28 protein-coding genes are annotated in these 22206 nt (G+C 47.6%); 6 read left to right on the forward strand and 22 right to left on the reverse strand.

The features are described 5' to 3' along the window. From QMG93_RS24235 to QMG93_RS24245, 3 genes are all read right to left on the reverse strand, one after another. A partial coding sequence (locus QMG93_RS24235) for a helix-turn-helix domain-containing protein (RefSeq protein WP_281941063.1) occupies positions 1–369 on the reverse strand: 369 nt, incomplete at its 3' end. Positions 370–510: 141 nt separating this feature from the next. Then, complete coding sequence (locus QMG93_RS24240) at positions 511–930, reverse strand: DUF2809 domain-containing protein (protein WP_281941065.1); 420 nt, start codon at positions 928–930, stop codon at positions 511–513. Next, entirely contained in the window at positions 917–1285 is a 369-nt protein-coding gene (locus tag QMG93_RS24245) for a winged helix-turn-helix transcriptional regulator (RefSeq protein ID WP_281941067.1), read from the reverse strand. Before QMG93_RS24245 ends, QMG93_RS24240 begins: the two co-directional genes overlap by 14 nt. A gap of 210 nt (positions 1286–1495) precedes the next feature. Here QMG93_RS24245 and QMG93_RS24250 point away from each other — a divergent pair, with 210 nt between their 5' ends. Then, on the forward strand, positions 1496–2056 hold the full coding sequence (locus QMG93_RS24250; RefSeq protein ID WP_281941069.1) for an NAD(P)H oxidoreductase: 561 nt from the start codon (positions 1496–1498) through the stop codon (positions 2054–2056). Positions 2057–2203: 147 nt separating this feature from the next. On the opposite strand, the gene QMG93_RS24255 is transcribed toward QMG93_RS24250, so the two are convergent. Together QMG93_RS24255 and QMG93_RS24260 are read right to left on the reverse strand one after the other, a co-directional pair. Further along, positions 2204–3469, reverse strand: a complete 1266-nt coding sequence (locus tag QMG93_RS24255; protein ID WP_281941071.1) for an acyl-CoA thioesterase/bile acid-CoA:amino acid N-acyltransferase family protein — start codon at positions 3467–3469, stop codon at positions 2204–2206. Further along, complete coding sequence (locus QMG93_RS24260; protein WP_281941073.1) at positions 3466–3996, reverse strand: PadR family transcriptional regulator; 531 nt, start codon at positions 3994–3996, stop codon at positions 3466–3468. Before QMG93_RS24260 ends, QMG93_RS24255 begins: the two co-directional genes overlap by 4 nt. A 201-nt stretch (positions 3997–4197) precedes the next feature. Here QMG93_RS24260 and QMG93_RS24265 point away from each other — a divergent pair, with 201 nt between their 5' ends. After that, positions 4198–4782: a LysE family transporter gene (locus tag QMG93_RS24265; RefSeq protein ID WP_281941075.1), complete on the forward strand. Its 585-nt coding sequence runs from the start codon at positions 4198–4200 to the stop codon at positions 4780–4782. Positions 4783–4817: 35 nt separating this feature from the next. Here QMG93_RS24265 and cyoE read toward each other — a convergent pair whose 3' ends face one another. The 5 genes from cyoE to QMG93_RS24285 all read right to left on the reverse strand — a co-directional run bounded on the left by cyoE (position 4818) and on the right by QMG93_RS24285 (position 9708). After that, complete coding sequence (gene cyoE / locus QMG93_RS24270; protein WP_281941077.1) at positions 4818–5684, reverse strand: heme o synthase; 867 nt, start codon at positions 5682–5684, stop codon at positions 4818–4820. Positions 5685–5712: 28 nt separating this feature from the next. Further along, positions 5713–6405 (reverse strand): MOSC domain-containing protein, encoded by a 693-nt coding sequence (locus tag QMG93_RS24275; protein ID WP_413789328.1) that lies wholly within the window; start codon positions 6403–6405, stop codon positions 5713–5715. 90 nt (positions 6406–6495) lie between these two features. Continuing rightward, positions 6496–8289, reverse strand: a complete 1794-nt coding sequence (locus tag QMG93_RS24280) for a HelD family protein (RefSeq protein ID WP_309299684.1) — start codon at positions 8287–8289, stop codon at positions 6496–6498. Further along, complete coding sequence (locus QMG93_RS35235; protein ID WP_309299685.1) at positions 8290–8565, reverse strand: hypothetical protein; 276 nt, start codon at positions 8563–8565, stop codon at positions 8290–8292. Positions 8566–8814: 249 nt separating this feature from the next. After that, positions 8815–9708, reverse strand: coding sequence for a LysR family transcriptional regulator (locus QMG93_RS24285; RefSeq protein ID WP_281941222.1), 894 nt, complete (start codon positions 9706–9708; stop codon positions 8815–8817). Positions 9709–9840: 132 nt separating this feature from the next. Between QMG93_RS24285 and QMG93_RS24290 the strand changes: the two genes are divergently transcribed. Then, positions 9841–10173, forward strand: a complete 333-nt coding sequence (locus QMG93_RS24290; protein ID WP_281941079.1) for an antibiotic biosynthesis monooxygenase family protein — start codon at positions 9841–9843, stop codon at positions 10171–10173. Positions 10174–10237: 64 nt separating this feature from the next. Here the strand turns inward: QMG93_RS24290 and QMG93_RS24295 are convergent, their stop codons facing one another. The 4 genes from QMG93_RS24295 to QMG93_RS24310 all read right to left on the reverse strand — a co-directional run bounded on the left by QMG93_RS24295 (position 10238) and on the right by QMG93_RS24310 (position 13614). Continuing rightward, positions 10238–10642 (reverse strand): RidA family protein, encoded by a 405-nt coding sequence (locus QMG93_RS24295; protein ID WP_281941081.1) that lies wholly within the window; start codon positions 10640–10642, stop codon positions 10238–10240. Positions 10643–10646: 4 nt separating this feature from the next. Then, complete coding sequence (locus tag QMG93_RS24300) at positions 10647–11135, reverse strand: cysteine hydrolase family protein (protein WP_281941083.1); 489 nt, start codon at positions 11133–11135, stop codon at positions 10647–10649. A gap of 132 nt (positions 11136–11267) precedes the next feature. Then, positions 11268–12761, reverse strand: a complete 1494-nt coding sequence (locus QMG93_RS24305) for a hypothetical protein (protein WP_281941085.1) — start codon at positions 12759–12761, stop codon at positions 11268–11270. A gap of 523 nt (positions 12762–13284) precedes the next feature. Next, positions 13285–13614: a hypothetical protein gene (locus tag QMG93_RS24310; RefSeq protein ID WP_281941087.1), complete on the reverse strand. Its 330-nt coding sequence runs from the start codon at positions 13612–13614 to the stop codon at positions 13285–13287. A gap of 334 nt (positions 13615–13948) precedes the next feature. Here QMG93_RS24310 and QMG93_RS24315 point away from each other — a divergent pair, with 334 nt between their 5' ends. Continuing rightward, a complete protein-coding gene (locus tag QMG93_RS24315) occupies positions 13949–14545 on the forward strand; it encodes a pentapeptide repeat-containing protein (RefSeq protein ID WP_281941089.1) in 597 nt (198 codons plus the stop codon). A gap of 29 nt (positions 14546–14574) precedes the next feature. Here QMG93_RS24315 and QMG93_RS24320 read toward each other — a convergent pair whose 3' ends face one another. From QMG93_RS24320 to QMG93_RS24345, 6 genes are all read right to left on the reverse strand, one after another. Then, entirely contained in the window at positions 14575–15069 is a 495-nt protein-coding gene (locus QMG93_RS24320; protein WP_281941091.1) for a hypothetical protein, read from the reverse strand. Further along, the gene (locus QMG93_RS24325) at positions 15066–15623 is read right to left on the reverse strand and encodes an O-acetyl-ADP-ribose deacetylase (protein ID WP_413789331.1); all 558 of its coding nucleotides are present in this window, start codon (positions 15621–15623) and stop codon (positions 15066–15068) included. Before QMG93_RS24325 ends, QMG93_RS24320 begins: the two co-directional genes overlap by 4 nt. A 132-nt stretch (positions 15624–15755) precedes the next feature. Continuing rightward, positions 15756–16340 (reverse strand): hypothetical protein, encoded by a 585-nt coding sequence (locus QMG93_RS24330; protein ID WP_281941094.1) that lies wholly within the window; start codon positions 16338–16340, stop codon positions 15756–15758. Positions 16341–16376: 36 nt separating this feature from the next. Beyond that, positions 16377–17339, reverse strand: a complete 963-nt coding sequence (gene nudK, locus QMG93_RS24335) for a GDP-mannose pyrophosphatase NudK (protein WP_281941096.1) — start codon at positions 17337–17339, stop codon at positions 16377–16379. Then, entirely contained in the window at positions 17336–18538 is a 1203-nt protein-coding gene (locus tag QMG93_RS24340; protein WP_281941097.1) for a MerR family transcriptional regulator, read from the reverse strand. Before QMG93_RS24340 ends, nudK begins: the two co-directional genes overlap by 4 nt. A 65-nt stretch (positions 18539–18603) precedes the next feature. Beyond that, entirely contained in the window at positions 18604–19191 is a 588-nt protein-coding gene (locus QMG93_RS24345) for a DUF4375 domain-containing protein (protein ID WP_281941099.1), read from the reverse strand. A 205-nt stretch (positions 19192–19396) separates the two neighbouring features. On the opposite strand from QMG93_RS24345, the gene QMG93_RS24350 reads away from it, so the two are divergent. Together QMG93_RS24350 and QMG93_RS24355 are read left to right on the forward strand one after the other, a co-directional pair. After that, positions 19397–19720: a dihydrodipicolinate synthase family protein gene (locus QMG93_RS24350; RefSeq protein WP_281941224.1), complete on the forward strand. Its 324-nt coding sequence runs from the start codon at positions 19397–19399 to the stop codon at positions 19718–19720. 100 nt (positions 19721–19820) lie between these two features. Further along, positions 19821–20309: a histidine phosphatase family protein gene (locus QMG93_RS24355; RefSeq protein WP_281941101.1), complete on the forward strand. Its 489-nt coding sequence runs from the start codon at positions 19821–19823 to the stop codon at positions 20307–20309. A gap of 119 nt (positions 20310–20428) precedes the next feature. Here QMG93_RS24355 and QMG93_RS24360 read toward each other — a convergent pair whose 3' ends face one another. Then, complete coding sequence (locus tag QMG93_RS24360) at positions 20429–20911, reverse strand: NUDIX hydrolase (protein ID WP_281941102.1); 483 nt, start codon at positions 20909–20911, stop codon at positions 20429–20431. A 438-nt stretch (positions 20912–21349) separates the two neighbouring features. Further along, entirely contained in the window at positions 21350–21889 is a 540-nt protein-coding gene (locus QMG93_RS24365; RefSeq protein ID WP_281941104.1) for a hypothetical protein, read from the reverse strand. Positions 21890–22206 lie beyond the last annotated feature (317 nt).

Genomic DNA, 22206 nt, shown 5'->3' on the forward strand with positions numbered 1-22206 from the left:
AGCAACGGCAATATTGCCGTTCGTAAACTTCGTGGTGTAGCTTTGGACGGGATTGCGTTTGCTCTTGAAACGAGGCGGATCGTTTTGCTTTCGAAAGAAGCGATCAAACGCATCTGCCAGGCTGCGAACGGCGGATTGCAAAGCAATGCTGTCCACGTCCTTGAGCCAAGGCCATTCCTTTTTCAACGCTGGCAGCCCAGTTGCACAGGTCTGGTAAGACAAGCCGCTGCCTGTTTCTTGGAAGGTGTCGTTCCACCTCGCAAGGAAGTGGTTAAAGACAAAGCGAGCGCATCCAAACATCTGATGGATCAGCGTCGTTTGCTCCTCCGTAGGATAGATGCGAAAGCGAAAAGCTTTATGATGCAACATACGAGATTTACCTCATTTGGTGATTTTATGATAATTATAGCACGTATGTTCGCATTCGTATACAAGATATGCTGATTCATCTCCCCCTTATCGAAGAGGGAGTCTTCTCAACCTTAACGATAAATCGGACATCCGCCATAATCACGAGCGCTTGCGCCAGGGCCAAGCAACGTCGAGCAGGGAAGAGACGGCAATTCCCGCGCTATACCGGACGAGGTCCGCCGCCAAAAAGCCTTTTCCCAATACCAGAGCCCCAAGAGTTGTCGCCCGGATCTGATTGATCCAATCGGTCTGGTACAGCTGGCTGAACTCGATCGCAAAGCAAAACGCAAGGCTACACCACAGCGCGAATGAGATCTTCCTATGCGCAAAGCAGGCGCGAAAACCGAAGTAGATCATGCAGGCCCACAAGGCATCGCCAAAATGCTCTGCCACAAAGACCGGCAGCCGGTCGGCGAACGCTCTGGACCCTAAGCCCAATGCCATGGCGGCGAAAACGGCCGCGATATAGGCGACCCTGGCTCCCCATCGCCGCGCGGTACTGTCGTTAAATGTGCTCATAAGCATCGTCCGGCCAGCACTCCAAGACGGCCGATTTGTCTCCATACACTTTGTCCAAATGATTTTCTCCCCACACACAGAAGCTGTCCAGCACCGTTTTCAAGCTCAAGCCGTATTCGCTAAGCTCATACTCCACTTTAGGCGGAATTTCGTGGTAAACGGTCCGGTGAATGATGCCATCCTTTTCGAGCTCGCGAAGCTGCTGCGTCAGCACTTTTTGAGTGATGGCGGGAATTAGTTTTCTCAGCTCGCTGGTTCGCTTTCTCCCGGTTGTCAAATGATACAGGATGATACTTTTCCATTTTCCCCCAATAACCTCCAGCGTGACCTCTACTCCAATGCGATATTTCTTCAAGGTAACACTCTCCCGACTCCCCAACGTAATAGGATCAGTATAAAAAAGATACTGCAGAACCTGAAAGTACCTACTGTACTTTGAAGTGCGTACTTCACACGATATTTTATATCACCCATAATAGCATCTGTAACCGGCCATTGACTACCGCGTCGAACAGTGATCCATAGAAGCCGCCGGGAATATGACACAAAGGAAGGTCGTTAACCCATGAAAGCTCTTGTTACCGTCACTCACCCCCGCAAAAATTCTCTTACGCACGCTGTGATGAACCGATTTGTCGAAGGCTTAAAGCAAAACAACCACGAAGTAGATCTGCTGGACTTGGACCACGACGGATTCAACCCTTTGTATACGGCTGAAGATGAGAAAGATTGGATCAATCCGGACAAAATCTACGCTCCCGAGGTTCGCAAGGAAATGGACCGGATTGCGGCGGCGGACACGCTCGTTTTCGTGTTCCCGTTATGGCAGTACAGCGTGCCTTCGATGCTTAAAGGGTACTTGGACAAAGTATGGAACATGGGGCTGTTCGGGAAAATGGGTAAGAAGAAAGTGCTGTGGATCTGCCTGACCGGCGGGAATCAAGAGCATATGTCAAAATACAACCGCGAGGGAACGTTGACGCATTATCTCAATGTATTAGTGTCCGGCTACGCCCGAGTGCAGGAATCCAGAGTCGAGCTATTATACGATACCCTGTCAGAATCCAAGGAGCATATTGCGAGTCTGCTGGAACGCGCCTATCAGTTGGGACGCGAGTACGAATGATAAAAAGCCTTGCCCTCAGGCAAGGTTGAGCTTGTTGAGAAAGTGGCCAATTAAGATAATAGAGGTTACGAAGCAGTGGGGTATCCACCTCCGTTTGCATCTCTATTTTTGTAAAAACCACTTTCTCAACAGCCTGAGACCTTGCTCTCAGGCAAGGTTCTTATGGAAAAAGGATAGCGCAGTCTGCCACGCTTCACGGGTCGCAGCAGCCGCTGCTTCGGCCCGGACTCCATGCTCCGCGGTCACCGGCAGATTCGGAATGTCAATGAGATGGCCCGCCTCTGGAAAATGCTCGTGACGCACTTCCCAGCGGTATCCGCATTTCTTCAGCATTTGCAGCACTCCCTCTGCCATTTCGGCGGCCGGCCATGTTGCATCATGCGCCCCCGTAATCAGCAGCGCCGGAGCGCGCATCGCTTCCACCGGGATTCGGGCCGCTTCCAGCTCCTCGTCCGTCGAAATCTCCAACGCCTGCTCGTGGAGCTTCCTCAACTGAGCAAGCTCGGCAGGAGTCCAGCTCTTCGGCCCGCCGGGGTACGGAAGATACGGAAGCGGCCTGCCTTCGTGCGTCCATGAGGATCGGCGGCTGACAGGCGCCATGCTAATGCCTTCAAATACATGAGACGCGGGCGAATAGCCGACGACGGCCCGGACAGCCTGCGGCTGCAGGGAAGCGTAGAGAAGTGCCAGCTCGCTTCCTTTGGAAAGGCCCATGACGCCCGCTCTAGCGGCGTCGATCCCCGGCTGCGCCTGCAGCCAGCGCATCGCGCGATCCACAGCCTCAAGCGGTACCTCCGCAAGCTGGTTCGGCAAACCCAAGCGGCCCTGCCAGTCGAAGTAGGCCAGCGCCAACGCCGCAAAGCCGTGCGCGCTCAGGAGAGCGACCATCTGCTCGGACCATAGCAAGCCGCCGGCCGATCCTCCCAGCACCAGCACGGCAGGAAGCGGTCCGCGATCCGAAGCCTCGGGGCAAAAATATTTGCCCGCGAACGGCTCCGAAATTTCCGTTACCCGAACATCGGCGGATACAAAATGAAGGTCAACGGTGCGTTCACCAAGCAAGACGCCGTCGGAGGTCAACCGGAAGGTGACCGCATGCGGCGCACTGCCGCTTTTCATAAAGTAAACGGAGACGGAACCGTCCGCACGCTGGACCGGACGCATCGACCAAAGCAAACCGTTCGCGTCGATCCCGTCGTACGTGCCCTCTTCGGGAGCCGTCTCCGCCGTGTTCACCGTCCCCAGATCGTCGGCCCGATATATGCCGAAGGAATGCCACACTTGCCCCAGATCGTCTTGCGCGAATGCTTCCAACATAACCTTTCGCCCCGGGGTTAAATGCCCGATCCCCAGCTCCAAAGTTCCGTCGATCCTGTTCTGCGCCTGCCCGATGCTCCATACCGGCTCCATCATGACTCCTCCAAGTCCTGTTTAATTTGCTTCAATAACTGAAGGTCCAGCTCCATATGGGCGATGCCATTGGCAAACACCTGCCGCACAAGCCGGGGATTGCCGGACAGCTCCGCTTTACCCGGCTCGCCCTTGTTCCAAAGCGCAATTTTGTGCTCAAGCCCTGTGATCTGCTGCTCGAGGCACCGGATCACTTCCTTTTTCGGCAGCCGGCCCATCATGAATAGAGCCGCATAGAAAGCCGAAGGGAATTCGGTGGACGGGACGCTCATCGCTTCGGCGATTAAGCCCAGCAGCAACTCGCTGCCTTGCGGCGTGATTTCGTACACCGCTCTCGTCTTATTGCCGCTTCTCTCCGTATCCCGGATTTGCACGCAGCCTTCCTTGGCCAACTGCCGCAGCGCATGATAAATCGACCCCGGCAGCACGTTCGACCATAAGTCGACACGGTCCTTTTCCAGCTGCTGTATCAGGTCGTAGCCGTGCATCGATTGTCTTGCCAGCATGCCCAGCACGATTAGGCGGATCATCGCAGTCACCTCAATTTTTATTCAAATTTGAATAAGTAAATTTAACTAAAAAATAGCATGTACCGCGAAAAAACGCAAGCAAACAAACTCCCTTGAAATAACGATTGTGCAACATCGCACTCTTATTGTATAATCATAACGCACAAACATATGTCATAACATACATACGTTTTACTATAACATACATAAGAGGTGCGAACGATGCTTATCCTTCCTTTCCTGTCGTACATCATTGCGACGAGCTTCACGCCCGGCCCCAATAACATCATGGCGATGTCCAACGCGAATCAACACGGGCTAAGAAAAACATTTCGGTTTATTTTTGGCGTCACCGTCGGTTTTTTTGCCATCATGCTGTTGTCCAGCTTTTTCAATCTCGTTTTATACAATTACATTCCGCGGATTAAGTTTGTGATGAACCTGTTGGGAAGTCTGTATATGGCTTACCTCGCCTTCAAAATTATGAAAACGAACAAAACGCAAAATAAAGAACAAGCTAACGACACGTTAAACTCGTTCTTTACGGGATTTATTTTGCAATTTATTAACCCCAAGGGAATTCTGTACGGGATTACGGCCATCTCCACCTTCGTCATTCCGTTCTACAAGTCCGGCCTTAGCTTGCTGCTCTTTTCCGTGCTGCTTGCGTTTGTCGGATTCTTGTCCACGTTCATGTGGGCGGTGTTCGGTTCGCTGTTTCAAAAGTTTTTGTCCAACTACGAAAGGCCCTTTCATATTGCCATGGGGTTGTTACTGCTGTACAGCGCAATCTCCATTTTCCTATAGGCTGCGCGATCGAGCGTTCGGGGCGCCTCCAGCGGCTATCGCCAAGACGTTTCAACGATGATGATCAAAAATGACAACGTTAAATAGTACAGAGAAAACTTGAAGCTGGCTTTCGCCCAACCCCGGTCGTCCTTCGTAAATAAGCCGCTGAGGCATTGCAAAAACCAAATGCCGAGCAGAACGGTAGAGATGAGCAAATAAGCGGCACCGACGCAGTCGTGAGCATACAGCAAATAAGTCACCGGAAATAAAGCTGCGACATAGGGCAGCATTTGCCATTTGGTGCGGCGGACGCCTTTTACGACGGGGAGCAGCGGATAGCCCGCCGCCCGGTACTCGTCCTTCTTCAAGATCCCAAGCGCCCAAAAGTGCGGCGGCTGCCATAGGAACAGGACAAGAAATAACAGCCATGCCCCCAGGTTCAATTCATTGGAATAGCTGCAGTAGCCGATCATGGGCGGCATCGCCCCGGAAATTCCACCGACGGAAGTGCTCCATGTCGACGTCGGCTTCAGCCATGCCGTATAGATCACGACGTAAACAAAGATGCCGACGAAGCCCAGCGCCATGCTAAGCGGATTCACGAATACGTACAGCATGGCTAAGCCGACCAAGCCCGCTGCGATAGCAACCGCCGCAACGATCCGAGGGCTCAGTCGTCCACCGGGCAGCGGCCGGCTTCTTGTCCTCTCCATGTGGATATCCCGGAACCGGTCCAGGACATTATTCGCCATCGAGGCGGCCGCTATAATGAGCGCCGTCCCAACCAGCATGAAGGCCAGGCCGGACCATTCGAACTCCCACCGCGATGCAAGACAATACCCGGCAAACGCGCAAAACAGGTTGGAGGTCATAATTCGCGGCTTTATCACGGAAATCCAATCTTTCCATGCGCTCGCCAATCCCTGTTGCGCCTCCTTTTCAAGGATATCATGCATGGCCGGTCAGTCGCTCTGTCGTATCCGTCGCGATCCCGTCCAGACGCTTCAGAAATGTCCTCCTCCAGTTGACGGACAATTCATCCACTTCCAGTATCTTTTTGATGCCCTCGATATGATCCTTCTCGCGGTGCATGATCCGGTTGGCGTAGGACACGGTAACTCCCTTCGGATGGGCGAAAATACGAGTCAGCCCGTCACACCGGGATACGACTCCTTCTTTCAGCACGCGGAAATAAAAGCCGGTATACCCCGTATCCTGAAGCTTCAACGGCATGTCGGGCAATCCGTACCGTACGGACAACTTGTAGCATGGCTGACGCGGTTGACTGACTTGAACAATCGCTTCTCCTAGCTTAAACATATCGCCGATGCAAACGTCCTCCTCCAGCAGCCCCCGGATCGTCAGATTTTCCCCGAATGCGCCGTATGCCAACGTTCTTTGCAATTCCTTCTCCCAGAACGGATAGTGCTCGTATGGATAGACGCATACCGCCTTCTCCCGGCCTCCGTGATGTACAAGATCCGCCTGTCCGTCCCCCTCGAAATTCACCCACGATAAAAACAGCTCGCCTTCGACCGGTGTCTTGAAGATGCCGGTAGAGACGTCTTTGCTGTTAAACTGCACCTCTTTGGGCTTACCCGTATTGATCGAAACAATTTCCACTGATTTCAATCGAACCACCCCGACTTTCACCTTGCTGCATGACTAGAGTATAATCCCGTCCCTTCCCTCTATCAATTCAATTGTTTTTATAAAAACCATAGGCATAACCTATGGTTTTAGAAAAGGAGTGATTTCTCCGGCACACGTCACCATCAATTTGTGCATGGCCCGGGAGCAAGCGATATAGAGCAGGCTTTTATCCAGCTCCGTCCGGTAGGTCAATGCGTCTGCGAACGGCACAATGACTTGATCGAACTCCAAGCCTTTGGCCAAATGCGCATAGGTGACGACGATGCCTTCGTGGAACTGCTCGCTGTTGAAATCCAGCAAATGAATCTTATGCCCCATCTCCTTCAACTTCGCGTACACGTCTTCGGCTTGGGCATGCGTCTTGCAGATGATCCCGAGCGAATGATGTCCCGACGTCAAGAAATCGCCGGTCAGCCTCCCTACCGTATTCATTTCACCCTCTGAACTGTGACACGGTAGGATGAGCGGCTCCTCGCCATGCCGTTCGATCGGGATCAGTTGGCTGTTTGGCTTTAACCTCCGGGCAAACGTTGTAATTTCAACGGTTGAACGGTAGCTTTTTAACATCTCGACCGTATCCGCCTCGGGGAATACTTTCTTAATTTCGGCTAGCGAAGACGAAGAATAAGGATTCACAGATTGGCTGCTGTCACCCAGAATCGTTTTCTTGCATTTGAATAGCTTGGATAAGACCGCGTACTGGATCGGCGTATAATCCTGCATCTCATCCACCAGCAGATGCTTGACGAAATCAAACGGCGCCGCTCCTTCAAAATAAATTTTCAAATAAATGAGCGGAAACACATCCGAATATTCCAGCTTCTTGTCCCGCTTTAGCTTGAACAGGTCAGGCCTGCCCAAATATCGGTAAAATTCGTTGTACAAAGAAAGAACGTTTTGGCATTTGAACATTTTTTTGACGGCCGTTTTGATTTTTTTGGAAGCCGATGCGGAGACCCGATTTCCGTCTTCGTCTTTGCAGTTGGCCATAACATGGGCTGCGGTCTTCTCCAATCTCGTTTTGACAGGCAGTCTTCCGGAAGCCTGATAACTGCCGAATAGAGCCTCTTTAGAAATCGTCACCTTATCAATGGTCAACTCCTCAGGCGAGAAATACTGCTCATCTGCATATTGGATAAAAGCATCCATCTGACGGACAAACTCAGCGGAAGCTTTATACTTGATCCGTTCGATCACGGTATCGTCCGTTTCATCGTCAGTCCCCCCCAGCAGCTCCGACACCTGCTCGTAAAACGTCTGAAACTTGCCGATTCCCGACAGTTCCTTGGCCGCCAGTTCTTCCAGGCTCACTTCCATAATTTTTTCTTCACCCAGCTCGGGCAGCACGTTCGAGATATAATCGGAGAACACTTTGTTGGGAGAAATGATCAAGACATTCCTGGAGCTTAATGTTTCCTTGTACCGATACAATAAAAAGGCAACCCTGTGCAGAGCGACCGATGTTTTTCCCGAACCCGCAACGCCCTGAATGATCAGTTCGTGAGCCGCTTCATTCCGAATGATGGCGTTCTGTTCTTTTTGGATCGTCGCCACGATATTTTTCATACGCTCGTTCGATGGGCCGCTGAGCTCTTTTTGGAGGACATCGTCATGGATGGTCATCGAGCTTTCGATCATGTATTCCATTGTGCCTTGATTAATTTTGTACTGCCGCTTTAAGCCAATCTCGCCATGCACCTCCCCGACGGGCGCCGAATAGAACGCTTGGCCCACCTCAAAATCATAAAACATGCTGGCTACAGGGGAGCGCCAATCGTAGATCAAATTATCGTGGCCGTTTTCTTCGGTGAAGGAATGTACCCCGATATAGAACGAATCCGGATTCGTTTGCTGTCCCTCCTTGAAGTCCACTCACCCAAAATAAGGGGATTGCAGCAATTTTTGAACCCGCCTTCGCTTGGCGATCGCTTTCTCTCCCAAATCGATGGTTAGCGATACGTCCACCCGGTTCGCCGCCCGCTCCGCCGGGTCCAATGCAGCCGCATTGTCCCACAGGTATTTCTTGGCCTCAATGACGGCTTCGTAAGTGGACGATACTTTATCGTCCATCTCCTTCAAGGCTTGATGAAGCTTGCCAACGATGGCCTCAAGATATCGTCTTTCTTCCGCTTCCGTACGGTTAAACATCCGTGCAGCCTCCTTCTGAATCGTTGCCTAAGCAGAGCTTGCCTTACATCCCCTGCAAAAGCGGTATATAGAATATAAAAGATTGCGCAAAAAAAGAATAGACTTTTTCTTTCCGATGAGTTATTCTGATGATAGAGTACGCCCCATGGATGAATTGCTAAAATTTTCCAATTTCGATGGACTAAAATAAAAAAAACCGCCCTCACAAAGGCGGTTTTTTCGCATCAAATTCAGGATCATATTTTATCGTTATTTCTTGTGTTCCTCCGCTTCCGCTGTTTTTACCCAGGATTGGACACAATCTATGAACTTTTTAGCCGCAGGGGAGATATTTTTTCTGGAAGTCATGGCGATCCCTATTGAGCGATAATAGTCGCCTTCCAATTCAAGAACTTTCACATTGCCCGGGATATGCGATAAAATCATTTCAGGAAGCAGGCTTACCCCAATACCACTATTCACCATCGCAATAATCGCATGATCATCCCCTAATTCATATTTCACCTTTGGTGTGATATTGTTCTCTGAAAATATCCTCTTCACATCCAAATCACACCCTTTCTTGGGCATGATAAACGGCTCTTCTCTTAATTGGTCGATATCGATTTTATCCTCTTTCTGAAGAACATGGTCTTTAGGCACAATACAGTATATTTTATCTCTTTTTAAAGGCATCGCTTCTAACGATCCCGAGACGGGCAATGCTATAAAACCCAAATCGACCGAACCCTTAAGAACCCATTGTTCAATATCGTTGTAGTTTCCTTCTAATAATTCGATTTCAATCAATGGATATTTTTGTTGAAACTCTTTGAGAATCGCAGGCAACCATTGGATGGAAACACTTGAGAACGTCCCGATGCATACGGTGCCTGTTTCAAGACCATTGATGGAAGTAAACTCTTGCTTCAATTTTTCATTTAAACGGACAATCTCACGCATAGAATCTAGGATTCGTTCGCCATTGCTGGTTAAACTGATACCCGAACGGTTTCTAATCAGCAAAGGAAATCCTATTTCTTGCTCCAGACTGGAAATCGCGTGACTCACTGCCGGCTGTGTTAAGTTTAGTTTCTCCCCCGCTTTGGTCAAACTCTGAAATTCGACCACCGTACAAAATATTTCATATTTCGTCAAATTTATAGAAATCGCCACCCTCTTACATAAAAAGCTCTTATGCAATATATAAATTAGATTCATTTTATTTATTTTAACGCCAAATGTATACTTTTTACGAATGAAACTTTTTTAGGTATAGAAAAGGAGAACGTGAGAATGACACCATTTGCAAAAACACCACAGCCACCTTATTACGCCGTTATCTTTTCAAGTCAGCGTTCGGAAGGGGATCGCGGGTACGGGAACATGGCGGAGAAAATGGTAACCTTGGCATCTAACCAACCAGGCTTTTTGGGAGTAGAGAGTGCTCGGGACGGTGATGGTTTCGGGATAACCGTATCGTACTGGGAATCCTTGGATGCCATTCGAAATTGGAAAGCAAACGAAGAGCATTTAGGGGCACAGGAAAAGGGAAAGACGATCTGGTACGAAAACTATATAACCAGAATCTGTCGGGTTGAAAGAGTATACGGCTTAAAAGAAATATGATTGGAACGCTGTATAGCCCCATCTTGTCCAAGATGAGGGCTATCATGCTCGGCTTGATGAAAGACTATTCGCCTACGGCTATGGCTTCGATTTCAATCAGGAAATGATCATTCACCAGTTTGCTCACTTCAACGGCCGAACTGGCAGGCGGATTTTTCGTATTCACATAGCTATCCCGAATGTCCCGCACGATCTGCATTTGGGAAATGTCCGTTACAAAGAAGGTCAATTTTACAACATCGTTGTAGCTTACGCCGGAAGCCTCCAACGCAGCTTTGATGTTTTCGAATACCTGTCTGGTTTGTGCGGCCAGATCTCCCGGACCGACCAATTCTCCTTTTTGGTTCACAGCCACCTGCCCGGAAACATAGATCGTTCTTCCGTTTCGCACTTCCACAACTTGGGTATAACCATGTACAGGCGGCATCGATTGCGGATTCCTGAAAATCGTTTGCTTATCGTTTTGCATGGCTTTAGCCCCCTACGAAAGATTCGATGACCGGATAGGAGATGATATTTCGATCCCGGTACGTCGCTTCAACCGCGGCATCCCGCTCTCCGACGATTCCGTTTTGCAGGATGACCGTCTTAAAGCCTCTCTCCCGCGCCCCATTGTACGTGAACAGCACACAGTGCTCTGCTGCAAATCCCGACACGATCACTAGACCGACTTCGTTCTCCAATAAGAGCTGTTCCAGATCTGTTTTCCAAAAAGCATTGGAGAATACCTTGGTGACTCTCTTCTCCTCCTCTTCTGCTTTAATTTCGGGTATGATTTCGAAGAGCTCCTTATTCGATTCTTGCCGTCCTTCAATGTCTTGAATATGGACAATAAGATGACCCTTTGACCGAAGCAGGTCTGCCGTATAATTGATGTATTCGCATGCTCTTCCGATAATCGCTTGTTCTTTATCCTTCAGAAAGACGGTTTGCATATCCACGATTAACAGGGCTATTTTCATAGTTTTTCTGCTCCTTTATTCATGAATTTTCTTACTTTTCCTTGATATAATTAATTTTAGCATATCTTGTGGATGGTCAGAACAGAATATATTGTTCGATTGCCGGACAACTGCGAGTCCCATGGCTCCAACTTATTGAAGAATACAGAGCTTCTTCCGTTTGTCAGGTGTTGGCGTTTCGTACCGGACCCCTTGTCCAACCAACTCCTCGTAGAAGTTCCAGCAACTTTCCGCCCATGATTCCCATGTTCCTGTCGTCGGACTGCCGTTAATACTCCGAAGTTCAAAGACCGGAGCATATTTTTCTAACTCTTCCGTAGTATCCATGGCCTCCTCTGCGAGCACATCTCCTTTTCCAGAAAAAACACCCATTCCCGCAAGCTTCGGATTGTTACTTTCCGTTAAAAGATCCTCTGTAGGCAGGTTACGCAGCCACTCCGAACGCCCTAATTCAATCCTGTACTCTTCTTCTCCCGGCTCCCCGAATCTTTGCGGCAGCATCGGGCCATTTGCGATATCGTCCCATACTTTGTTTCGCTCCTCCTCGTTCTTAGCTTTGGTAATATATTCGCCCAGAGCTCCCTCCAGAAACCATGTCACCCATGCAGGATTCATCTGGCCGTTCCCGTCCTGTATCGCCTTAAGCTCATGTACGGGAAGCAGTCCGAACATTTGGTGAAAAGGTGTTTTGGCCAACACAGGGAAAAGCCCCTTAGGAAATTGGCGTTTCTGGTTTCTCTGAGGTCCCATCGGCACAAAACTGCTGCGCAGGTAATAAGCGACCATGGCGGAAAGTCCCTCAAGCTGAGGGCTCATCTTCTCTACATCGTCAAGTCCGAGCTCTGCATGTCTATCCTTAAACGTGCTTTTCATGAGTTCGAACCTTGCCAATAGCTCTCCGACATGATTTTCATAGGAGGACATATTCGGCATTTTAACCGAGGCTTTATCGTTAGATATTTCCATTTCCGGATTCTCCAGTTTGTTTGCCATCTTATAGAGCATGGGTGTGATTTTCCCAAGCGGAACGCCCATTGTAACTTGGACGGAAGGCAAGATCGTCTCCCGGGGAGTAATATGCGCCTGATTCCTCAGCTTATACGGCGATGTCTTTTCGGAATTACGAACCTTCTCTAGCGTATCGCTTAACACGATTGGGTTCTTTTGGTTTGCCGCCTCTTCTTCCAAGTACTGAGCCAACTTGTCCATGCTTCTGACGGACCTTAGAAAATTGTCTTTGCCAGCGTGGGCATCGGACACAAATTCGAGATTCGAGCTTTTCCCAGTCGGCATCAAATATTGATCCGAAGACAACGTAAAGCCGTTCTCGTCATCACGAACCAGCGGCGCATACTTCTTAAACGACTTTCCTCTTGAAGTTGTCACTTCCCAATTAGGGGCCTCCAATTCAACCCCAATGGCACGCTGAATGACGCTGCTGCCTTGCCTCGAAGGTTGTTTTCTCGAAAAGCCTGAAATCAGATAACGTTGAAGAGCCTGATTCCCTACCGTCTTCGACATGTTGAGAAACCAATCCGGACCAGCCGCCCGGGGGCTCACCGTGCTACGTTTCGATGACGCAGCATTTGAAGAAGGAACCCGTTGCAATATTTCGCTCCCTCTCATGAACGGACTTCCCTCCCATATATTCCTATTCCTAGTTTCCGGCGAATCTCTCCAAATTAACTTTACGCCAACGTTATCGTTGGTTTCCGTGATTTCATTTGCGATATCGTTAACCCTAACGTTTGAAGTATGTACTGCGTACTGCACAGCATTTTCTTTCGAAGCTTCGTTGGACATCATTTGCACGAGCTGTCCAGAATAAGTAACAAGAATGTTTAATTCTTGCCCATACCTGGCGACAAGCTCTTCCGAGTAACAAAATCAGTCAATAAAATCTTGGTCAATCATACGACGGACCTCGATGCTAAGATTCGAGGTTTCATGTTGTCTCCTTGATTCTATGCTTTTGGGGAATAAATCTCCGTCATTCCACGGGGCCTTGAGCGTAGCGAAAAGTCTCTGTTCATCCTCATAGGATTGAGGCAGTTGATTTTGTACTCCAACGAAAGCCTCTTGCCTTCTTTCACTCTTCTGGTTGTCCAAAGGTCTTCCATGTTTACCTCGTTTTGTTCCGACATCGGCATCACCCTTCCAGCGGATTTGTTAATTCAGGCTCTAATACAAGATCTTTGGCGATCACTTCTAAGAAGGCGTCATCGTTGTCTTTCCAATTAGCAAAAATAAACTTTCTGTACGGTGCCGGATACTTGTATTCACTTATCGCGTAGAGCATCATGCCTTCCGCTTCATGCATATTTATTGTTAAAACGTCCCTTAAATAAAGGGTTAAATTTTCGCCTTCCATGCCATGTAATGTAATGACAAGCTCCTGTCCATTATCCTGAATCTTGACAATCGTGCTGTCGTGGACTCTGTAATCGCCTACATAAGAGATAAAATCGGACTCTTCCATAATTCCTCCATTAAGTTAGCTGCAGATGTGAGCACGGTGGCAGCTGTACATTTCATCTATCTTTGAATCTACCGTTTTACAATACCAAATGTAATTTTTTCGCGCTTCGCCGAGCGTTAATCCACGATTGACCAAGTTAGTCAACAATCCAACGAGTATTTCTCAGATATTCAATCTTATGATCCCAATAATATTCTGACATCATTTTTTCCTCTTAGGGCAATTCAGTTAAAGGTATACTCATACGAAGAGCCCGTCTGCTCCAGATGGATTAAAGTATGATATACTGGGGAAGAATTTAGGATTCTAACACCTTTAAGGAACGTGATGCGTTTTGTTTATAGAAGAAGAATATTACGACGAGCGCTTTTTGGAGGCTCAATACTCGCAGAAGGAAGTAACCTCGGTCCGGTTCTACGATTGCACATTTACCAAATGCGATTTCAGCGAGACGGTCTTTAAGGATTGCAAATTTTCGGGATGCACCTTTGAAAACTGTAATTTAAGTTTAATTCAAGTGCTCGACTGCGATTTCTCTCAGGTTTCTTTTACCCATTCCAAATTGATCGGTATCAATTGGTCCGAGATGGCTCCGCCCCGAAAAATCGCGTCCGGTCTGCTGCGGTTCGAAGAATGTACCCTAAGTCATTCCACTTTCATCGGATTGACGCTGCCGAAGAGCGTAATCACAAAATGCACGGCAAAAAACGTAGATTTCAGGGAAGCCGACCTTACGGAAGCGAACATGAGCTATACGGATTTCTCCGAAAGTCTGTTTGACCGGACGAACTTGACGGCCGCGGACTTCTCCTTTGCAACCAACTATATGATCGACCCGGGGCTCAATCCAATCCGGAAAGCCAAATTTACGCTGCCCGAAGCGATATCTTTACTCTATTGCATGGATATCCAATTGATTGACGGCGACTAACCTTAGCCTATAGTCCCGCCTGCCCTTTGTTAAAACGACAATAAAATGTGCAACTCGTAGTACCATTCTCCCGTATCCGTAGCGATATGTCGTCCATTATAAAGTATTCTTCCATATTCGTTAGGCCATAGCTCGAATGCTTTTTCCACTAATAAATGATATTTTTTATCATATCTAGCAGGCTTTCCGCAATAATGAGAGTACTTAAAGGTAAATTCATACTTTTCTTCCTTCGGGACGATTTCAACACAACCAATCTTAAAGTCGGCTTCACTCGCTTCGAGAAACGCGGTTTGATTACTTATATTTCGGAAACCGGATTTATCCTGGACAATCAGAAGACTATGGTATGGAATTCCGTGCGATGATTCGTGATTTACTATGGATTCCGGAAGACGGAAAGCTTTGCTGTATCGATTTCTTAATGAGGAATATGGGGCACCTCTCACATCTTTGCCCCATCTTAAGGTTATCGCTTGTATAATCAAGTTAGCGCCCTTTCCAAATAATTCAAAATATTTCATATCACATACTCACGCAAACACTCCCGATAAATCCCGTAATTCTCCTCATCAAAGCAGACGAACAAAATCTGCTCTAGATTCGACTCGTGATGGCCGCGGACGAAATCGGAGACTGCCTCTAAAGCAATTTTAGCTGCTAAAGCCTTCGGAAATCGATAAATGCCGGTACTGATATTAGGAAAAGCGATACTGTGGGCATGATTTTTGCAGGCCAGATTCAATGTGTTTACATAGCAGTTCGTCAACTTCTGTTCCTCGCCGCTCTTTCCGCCGTTCCAGACCGGCCCTACGGTGTGTATCACAAAGGACGCCGGTAAATTTCCCGCTGTCGTCAATACGGCTTCGCCGACCTGGCAGCCGCCTTGCTGAGCTCTAATCTTTCTGCATTCCTCCAAAATCTGCTTGCCGCCGGCTCTATGGATAGCCCCGTCAACGCCGCCCCCGCCGAGCAAGCTTGTATTGGCGGCATTCACGATGACATCCGCGGCTATTTTGGTAATATCTCCTTGGAGTACCTTTACGATCGTCGTTTGCAGCTTTATCTCTTCCACAATTGAACCTCCAAGCAATAAAAAACATCATGGAAAGTACTCGTATTTCGAGATCCCGATGTTTTTTATGAAGTCTATGCTTATGGCTACGTGCTAGTTTGCTAGTTTCTGTTATTATTATAATCTATAACCGGTTTAACGTGTTAAAAGTTTCTGCCTTCTTGCTTCTCTGGCGTACATGTACCACCCGATCAGCAGAAATGGAATCGACATGGACACAACGATCCCCGCGTGCTTAAAGACGCCAAGCAGACTGTTTGCCAAATCTCCCACGATACTAAACGTAATCGCCTTCGGCAATTCGATCGTAGGACTAATTTCAACCCTGTAATCTCCTTCTTCGACGATCTCAAAGCTGTACAGCGACTCGCCTCTCGTATCGTTAAAAGTAAAATTCATGGAAGAATCCTTTGCCAGCACAATTTCCTTATTGTCCGATACTTTAACTATTTTTACTGCGATCAGACTCGATATATTGTTGAATTTCTCCTCTTTTTTAAGCTGGAGCACTCCCAAATTAAGGTGTTTCGAATCGAATTCGTAGAACACATGATGCTTCCCTGCTTTTAAAAACACTTCCTTTGCACCGGGAACGCTTATCACGACTCTATCGTTTACGGGATTATGATTCAAGAAGTTAATCCCGGCAAACACCATCCCCAATAAGATGATGGCGCCGCCCAATATTAAAAACAGGTACTGAGAAATCAATCGTTTCATCGGTAACTCCTTTAGGTTTTCTCGGCCTCTTCAGCTTCACCCAACGCTCGGCAATTCGTCCAGATGCCAATAAACCAGCTTGCCTTTCTCCTCGGCCACTCTGACCATCTCGTCCGCCCCCTGAGACGGTCCCCCAACCCGGAGCACCGCATCGCAGCAATCCAGCAGCCGAATGGAAGACGGATGAAACATGCGATGGAACACATCGTCTCCGATGGTCTTGGACCCTGCGGTCGCGATCAACGGGAGCGCATACCACTCGCCCAGAACAGGCAAATGTCCCGCTTCGTACACCTGCAAAGCAATTTCGTTCATCAAGCGGACGTTTTGCTCCAGAAGCTCGGGATCGTCCCCGGTTCCCGAGCGATACGGTCCGGCGATAAGAATGTGCAGGGGCTTGACCTCCGGCTCAAGAAGTCCGTGAATTTGCGCATACTGCAGCAGCATAATCGTTTTGGCATCGCAGATTTCGCCGGTTCGCACCATTTCGACCGCCTCGATGAACGGGAGCTCAAGAACCTCGATATGCTCCTGCTCTTCTTCCATCCCTCCGCCTTCTCCAGACAGCATGCCCTCACTGTATTCAGCCGTATAAAAATGCAAAATCTCCGTCACGGAGCCGGGAGACATATAAGCCTCGCCGACTTTGACAATCTCGCTGACGCGGTACCCCGTCTCCTCCTCCGTCTCGCGTACAATGCTCGCTTCCGGGGTTTCCCGGTCCAGCAGGCCCGCGCACGTTTCGATAAGCATTCCCGTTTCGTTTCCGTTCACATAGGTCGGCATCCGAAACTGCTTGGTCAGCACCACTGTCTGCTTCGCCCGATTATACAGCAGGATCGTCGCTCCATTGCCGCGGTCGTATACTTCACGCGCTTGGGTCTCCCAAGTATCGTCCTTTTTTTGATATTCAAAGGTCATTTTCTTCAAAACGTACCAGTTGTCCGATAACATCTCTTCTTTCAGGATACGTACTCTTGGGTTGCCTTGTCTTGTCATATGGATCGCTTCCTCCCTAAGAAAAATCCGGAATCCTTCGAAATGCGGATTTTCCCTTCACGTTCGATCATGGAATTTAAAAAGCTTTCAAAATGATGCAGCGCAGCTCCCGTCAACCGCTGGCGGGCATTCATCGGAGTCGAGGTGATGTAATCCAGGAGCGGCCCGACTTCGCTCACAAGCAGGTGGTCATCATATGTATACAGCCGAACCTCGGAAAACCAAGGGGATAACATCCGCTCACCGTTGTCCAAATTAAACCGCTCGATGACGGGGTCCAGCACACGGATCTCGGGATCGAACGCCACAGCGAGCTGCTCGACTTCCTGCAAATGCCGCTTGCTCATCGTCGCAGCGAACAATCGTCCTCCGGGCTTTAGGACGCGATGTATTTCGGAAAACGCTTTGGGCATGTCCGACACATGGTAAAGCATGTTGTTGGCAATAACGATATCGAACTGTTCGTCATGGAAAGGAATGTCCTGCACATCGGCCACCACAAACTTGAATTGCTTTTTACATTCCCTTAAGCTGCTTCGCGCTTCCTCAAGCATCCCGTGCGAAAAGTCCGAGAGCGTTACCTTCCAGACTTCAGGAATCCGGTCCACGCTCCGCGTCCATAAAGCGCCGTCGCCGCAGCCGACTTCCAGCACCGTGCATCCAGACTGCTCGATCAAATGCCCGAACAGCCAGCGATGCCAGCCGATCGGATTGACGCTGCATTTGTCGTAGAGCTGGATTCTCGTTTGCAGACGCGTCGCGGTATGGTACTGCTCGACCCAATCTTTTTCCGAATGGACCGCATGGATGAGCTCGATCAGACTGCTCCACTCCACGTCCTCAGGCTTGTTCTTCATCATTACCAACGCTTGATTTATCGCTTTGACCACAACTTCCATGTGCGCGAGCTTCTGCCGGAGCGTCTCTTTTTGCGCCGTCAACGAGCTTCGGAGGTCATGTCCGGACAGCGATTCTTCGCGAATCACCTCCTTGATCTCTTGAAGGGTCAAACCGATATACTTCAACGTCTGAATCTTCTGCAGCCGAATCAGATCTTCTTTGCTGTACAGCCTCGCCGACGTCTGACTGTGCTGAGAAGGAGACAGCAGACCGATCTGGTCGTAGTACCGCAGCGTTCGCAGCGTGATCCCTGTCTTTTTGGCAATTTGTCCTGTCGTTGCATAGTCGCCGCTTTTCACAATAGCCCTCCTCCATCACCCAAATAAACCCTAAGGCGATTATATCCGGTTACGTCACGTCACCTTCAAGCTTTATTTTCGGAGAGCACAGCCTGCACGTCTTCGACGAAGCTCCTTTTATTAGCCTCGATGTAGGCAAGTAAATGATCGAATATATTTTCTTCCTGACTGCCGTTAGTTAATTTCTCGGCGGCGTACTGGATTTCTTCGAAAAACTCATCATCCGCAATCGTATGGACTTGCCTGAAATGATTGATTTCATACGGCTCCAAGTCTTGCAGATCGCGATGCAGCTGTCCGGTGCTCAAATTGTAGTTTTCCAGAATCCGTTTGATATCTTTCAAAGCGTTCGCGTCACGAACCGCTCCGATGCGTTCCAGCGCTTCGATTGTCTCGTTGAGATATTCTCCAGTCGAGTTTTCCAAAAACCCCAGAATGCCGTTCATAATTAGTTCCGTATCGAAATCGATAAGCAGCACGATGTCCTGAAGTAGAGCCGGAAGCTTAAAGAAGACCTCTTCATCCTTCAGTTGAATGTTTTCCTGGCTGTACCTATTTATACCGACGTGATCCATAATTTCATCAGCGGATGCATCTATTAACTCTTTATGATCGGGCAGCAATCTTCGTAAGATAGTTTGATGGGTTTCCATTTGCCTTCTCCTTGTTCCGCCGCGTGAATACAGCGCAGTCTTTTATTCTTTACACAGTCTTTTTCCGACTAAGGCTTTTGCCGCTACGTCTGAAATGTCGGTCAAAAACCCAATATGGTTCAGCTTTCTTGATGCTAATCCGTAATTTAACATTTCAACAACGTTCACTTCAATTTTTTGTTCCGTGTTTACTTTATTTACCAAAATGTCTCCATTTCTTAAAACCGCGGACCTGGAAACGGTAAAAATTATTATGGAAATGGAGCATGTAATTGGTCTGAAGGAGGCTCCAGGCAGTATAAAGCGTATGTTTCGGTTGGCCCGAAGCATGACCAAGCCGGACTTATACGGGGAGGACGAGCTTTTTTTCGCTTCTTTATGCTGCCGCGCCAAGGGAGGAATTGTGGCAAGCACCAACCTGGATAGCGAGCAGTTTGTGCGGGTGTACGAGCTTTTCCGGGCAGTGAAAATAGATGATTCCAAACAGTTGTTTCATCAGTTGCTGCCGCTTGTTCGATTTCTGTTCTAGGAGCCGACTGCCGCTCCATTGAAATGGCTTCTCACTCAGCGCGGATATATCCGCTCTGACCGACTACGGGATGCGGCAAGCCGAATGGTTGAAGGAGCGCTTGGAGAATATCCAATTTGACGCCATTTATTCCAGCTCCAGCCCAAGGGCATTAAACACTGCCCCAATTGTATCGGGAAATCGTCCGGTACAAATCTCAACGCTTGATTCGCTCAAAGAAATAAATATGGGACTGTGGGAAGGTCAACAAATCGACCATATTCAGCAACAATATCCCACTCCGTTCGATCGTTTTTTTAACGAGCCGCATTTGTACCGGCCCACAGGCCGTGGAGAAAGCTATTTGGAATTGCTCGAAAGAACGATCCCTGCATTTAACCATATCCTTGCAGAGCATCAAGGCCAGCAAGTGCTTATTGTAACTCACCGGATCACTTTAAAAGTCATCATGAGTTATTTTTTGGGGAAGCCGCTGCATGAGATCGGAGGCATGCCCGATATCCACCCGACCGCCTTATGCAAAATTATTTTGGATAATGATGTGCCCAAGGTCAAATTGTACGGCGACACCTCTCACTACCGGGAATAATCCGGCTGGTCAAGCTCGCAATAAAAACATTCGAAATCAAGCGGCGGCGACCGGAACGTTTTTTCTACAAGTAAAGAGGTATTTCCGGAAGCTGCCGACTTTTTATTTTCCTGAGTTACTTACGATAATTCTTCGGTATTTATAATATGTTTAATTGCATTGTCTTCGGATATGTCTTGTATAAGTTGCTTTAATGCTCTTGGGTAGATATTTATGTTGTGTAATTCTTGCAGTTCAATCCATTTATAGACGATTCCTATTTCTTTTTCCAATCCAATAAATTCTTCTGGACGAGTTATTTCCGATTCCTCAGCCTTTACCAAATAATAAACCCCGTATTCGTGAAGATTTTTCTCGCCATAAGCATTGAAATTTTCAATGATCCATAGCAGCCGGACAGCTTTAACATTCAATCCTAACTCTTCGGCAAATTCCCTAATAACCGTCTTCCCCGTCTCCTCGTTGATTTCTCCTCTTCCGCCAGGCAATACCCACGCGTTACCTTTTTTCGTCTTATGCAGCAATATTTTATTTTCCTTAATCAATACTCCGGCAACGCGAAGCAAGAACTCCTCATTCTGTTTCTTTAAGGTAATCGGCATTTTTATAGTCCTTTCGTGGTTTCTGGATGGTTTTCCAGGATTTTTCTAGAACCCGTATTCGTCGTTAGTCTCTGCGTTGCCCTCTTCATGCACTGCCTTCAAACACAATCCAAATACCCCCAAGTGATCTATATCTATTGTAATTAACAGGTTTCCATGGATAGTATTCGTTGCAAGCATAACTCCATCTATTCGCAAAAATTTGTCCAGCCTGTGTGCGCATTCCAATTGAAATGAATTCGATTCGTTAATACCTAAGTACTCGAAGAAATCTTCGTAGTTTAAAATCTGATGCAATTCCAAAATAACTTTATTTTTTATTTCCTTGTAAAAAGAGAGTACTAAGATTTATATGAAAACAAACTGTGCGATCGTGTCGAAGTTCTAATGCAGTAATTACAGCGTCATGGTAAATATACTTTAGATGTCGTTTACATTTCATAAAGTGCACTCACCTTTTATTTCGGTTATGTACTTAAATACGTTTGGAATTGGCGCAATACTTAATCGCTCTTGTAACCGTTCCGAAATGAAATTAATCTCATGCTGTCTTGCGACGATACTTTCTTTATAATATTTCTCTATATCTTCTAACATATCGGACTCTTTTTGATACCTATCGAACCTTTCTAAAATATAAAACTCTTTAAGCGTAAGAAAGATGGAAAAAAGATCTCGAATATGATGTGCAACCGGCCTTACAGGATTGTCAAACATCATCGGTTGAATAAATAATATTGAAGCCGCTTCCAGGTCTTCAATACGCCCGTTCTTCGTATCAAAGGCAAAATGATCGCCGCCCATGCCAGTGAAAGCAAAAACAATGGCGTCATCCGGCGTACAGTGGTATTTAGACCCTTCATCTCTGCAAATATCAATGCCTATGTAATGCCCAAGAGACAGGTTATGTTCTTTCCTCAACTCATCGTCTAAATGAATTAAGCAATTTATCGTCTTGGAATTCAACGCTTTGCGCAACTTAATTTCCCCCTTAAGTCATCATGAAAAATGTCATCGTTCATCTACCTTCTCCGGGCAGGTCATGATGTCATTTAATCCTTGGTGCGTAATATCTTAATTCGAATCATCAGCCCCACTCTGATTTCAAGTATACGGGACTTGAACTTTCTTCAAAAGAATGTTGAAAATTATTCAACTATCACTTCTTTTTATTGAAAAAATTTCAATTTCATTAGAAAAAAAGCCGCTATTGGGCGATAGCGGCGCATTGAATTTTCAACCGGGCATCGGAACTTCCGGCTGACTTTCTATTTAATTTCTTTACGAACGAGTCA

It is taken from the genome of Paenibacillus tyrphae, assembly GCF_027925525.1.
GTDB lineage: Bacteria > Bacillota > Bacilli > Paenibacillales > NBRC-103111 > Paenibacillus_G > Paenibacillus_G tyrfis_B.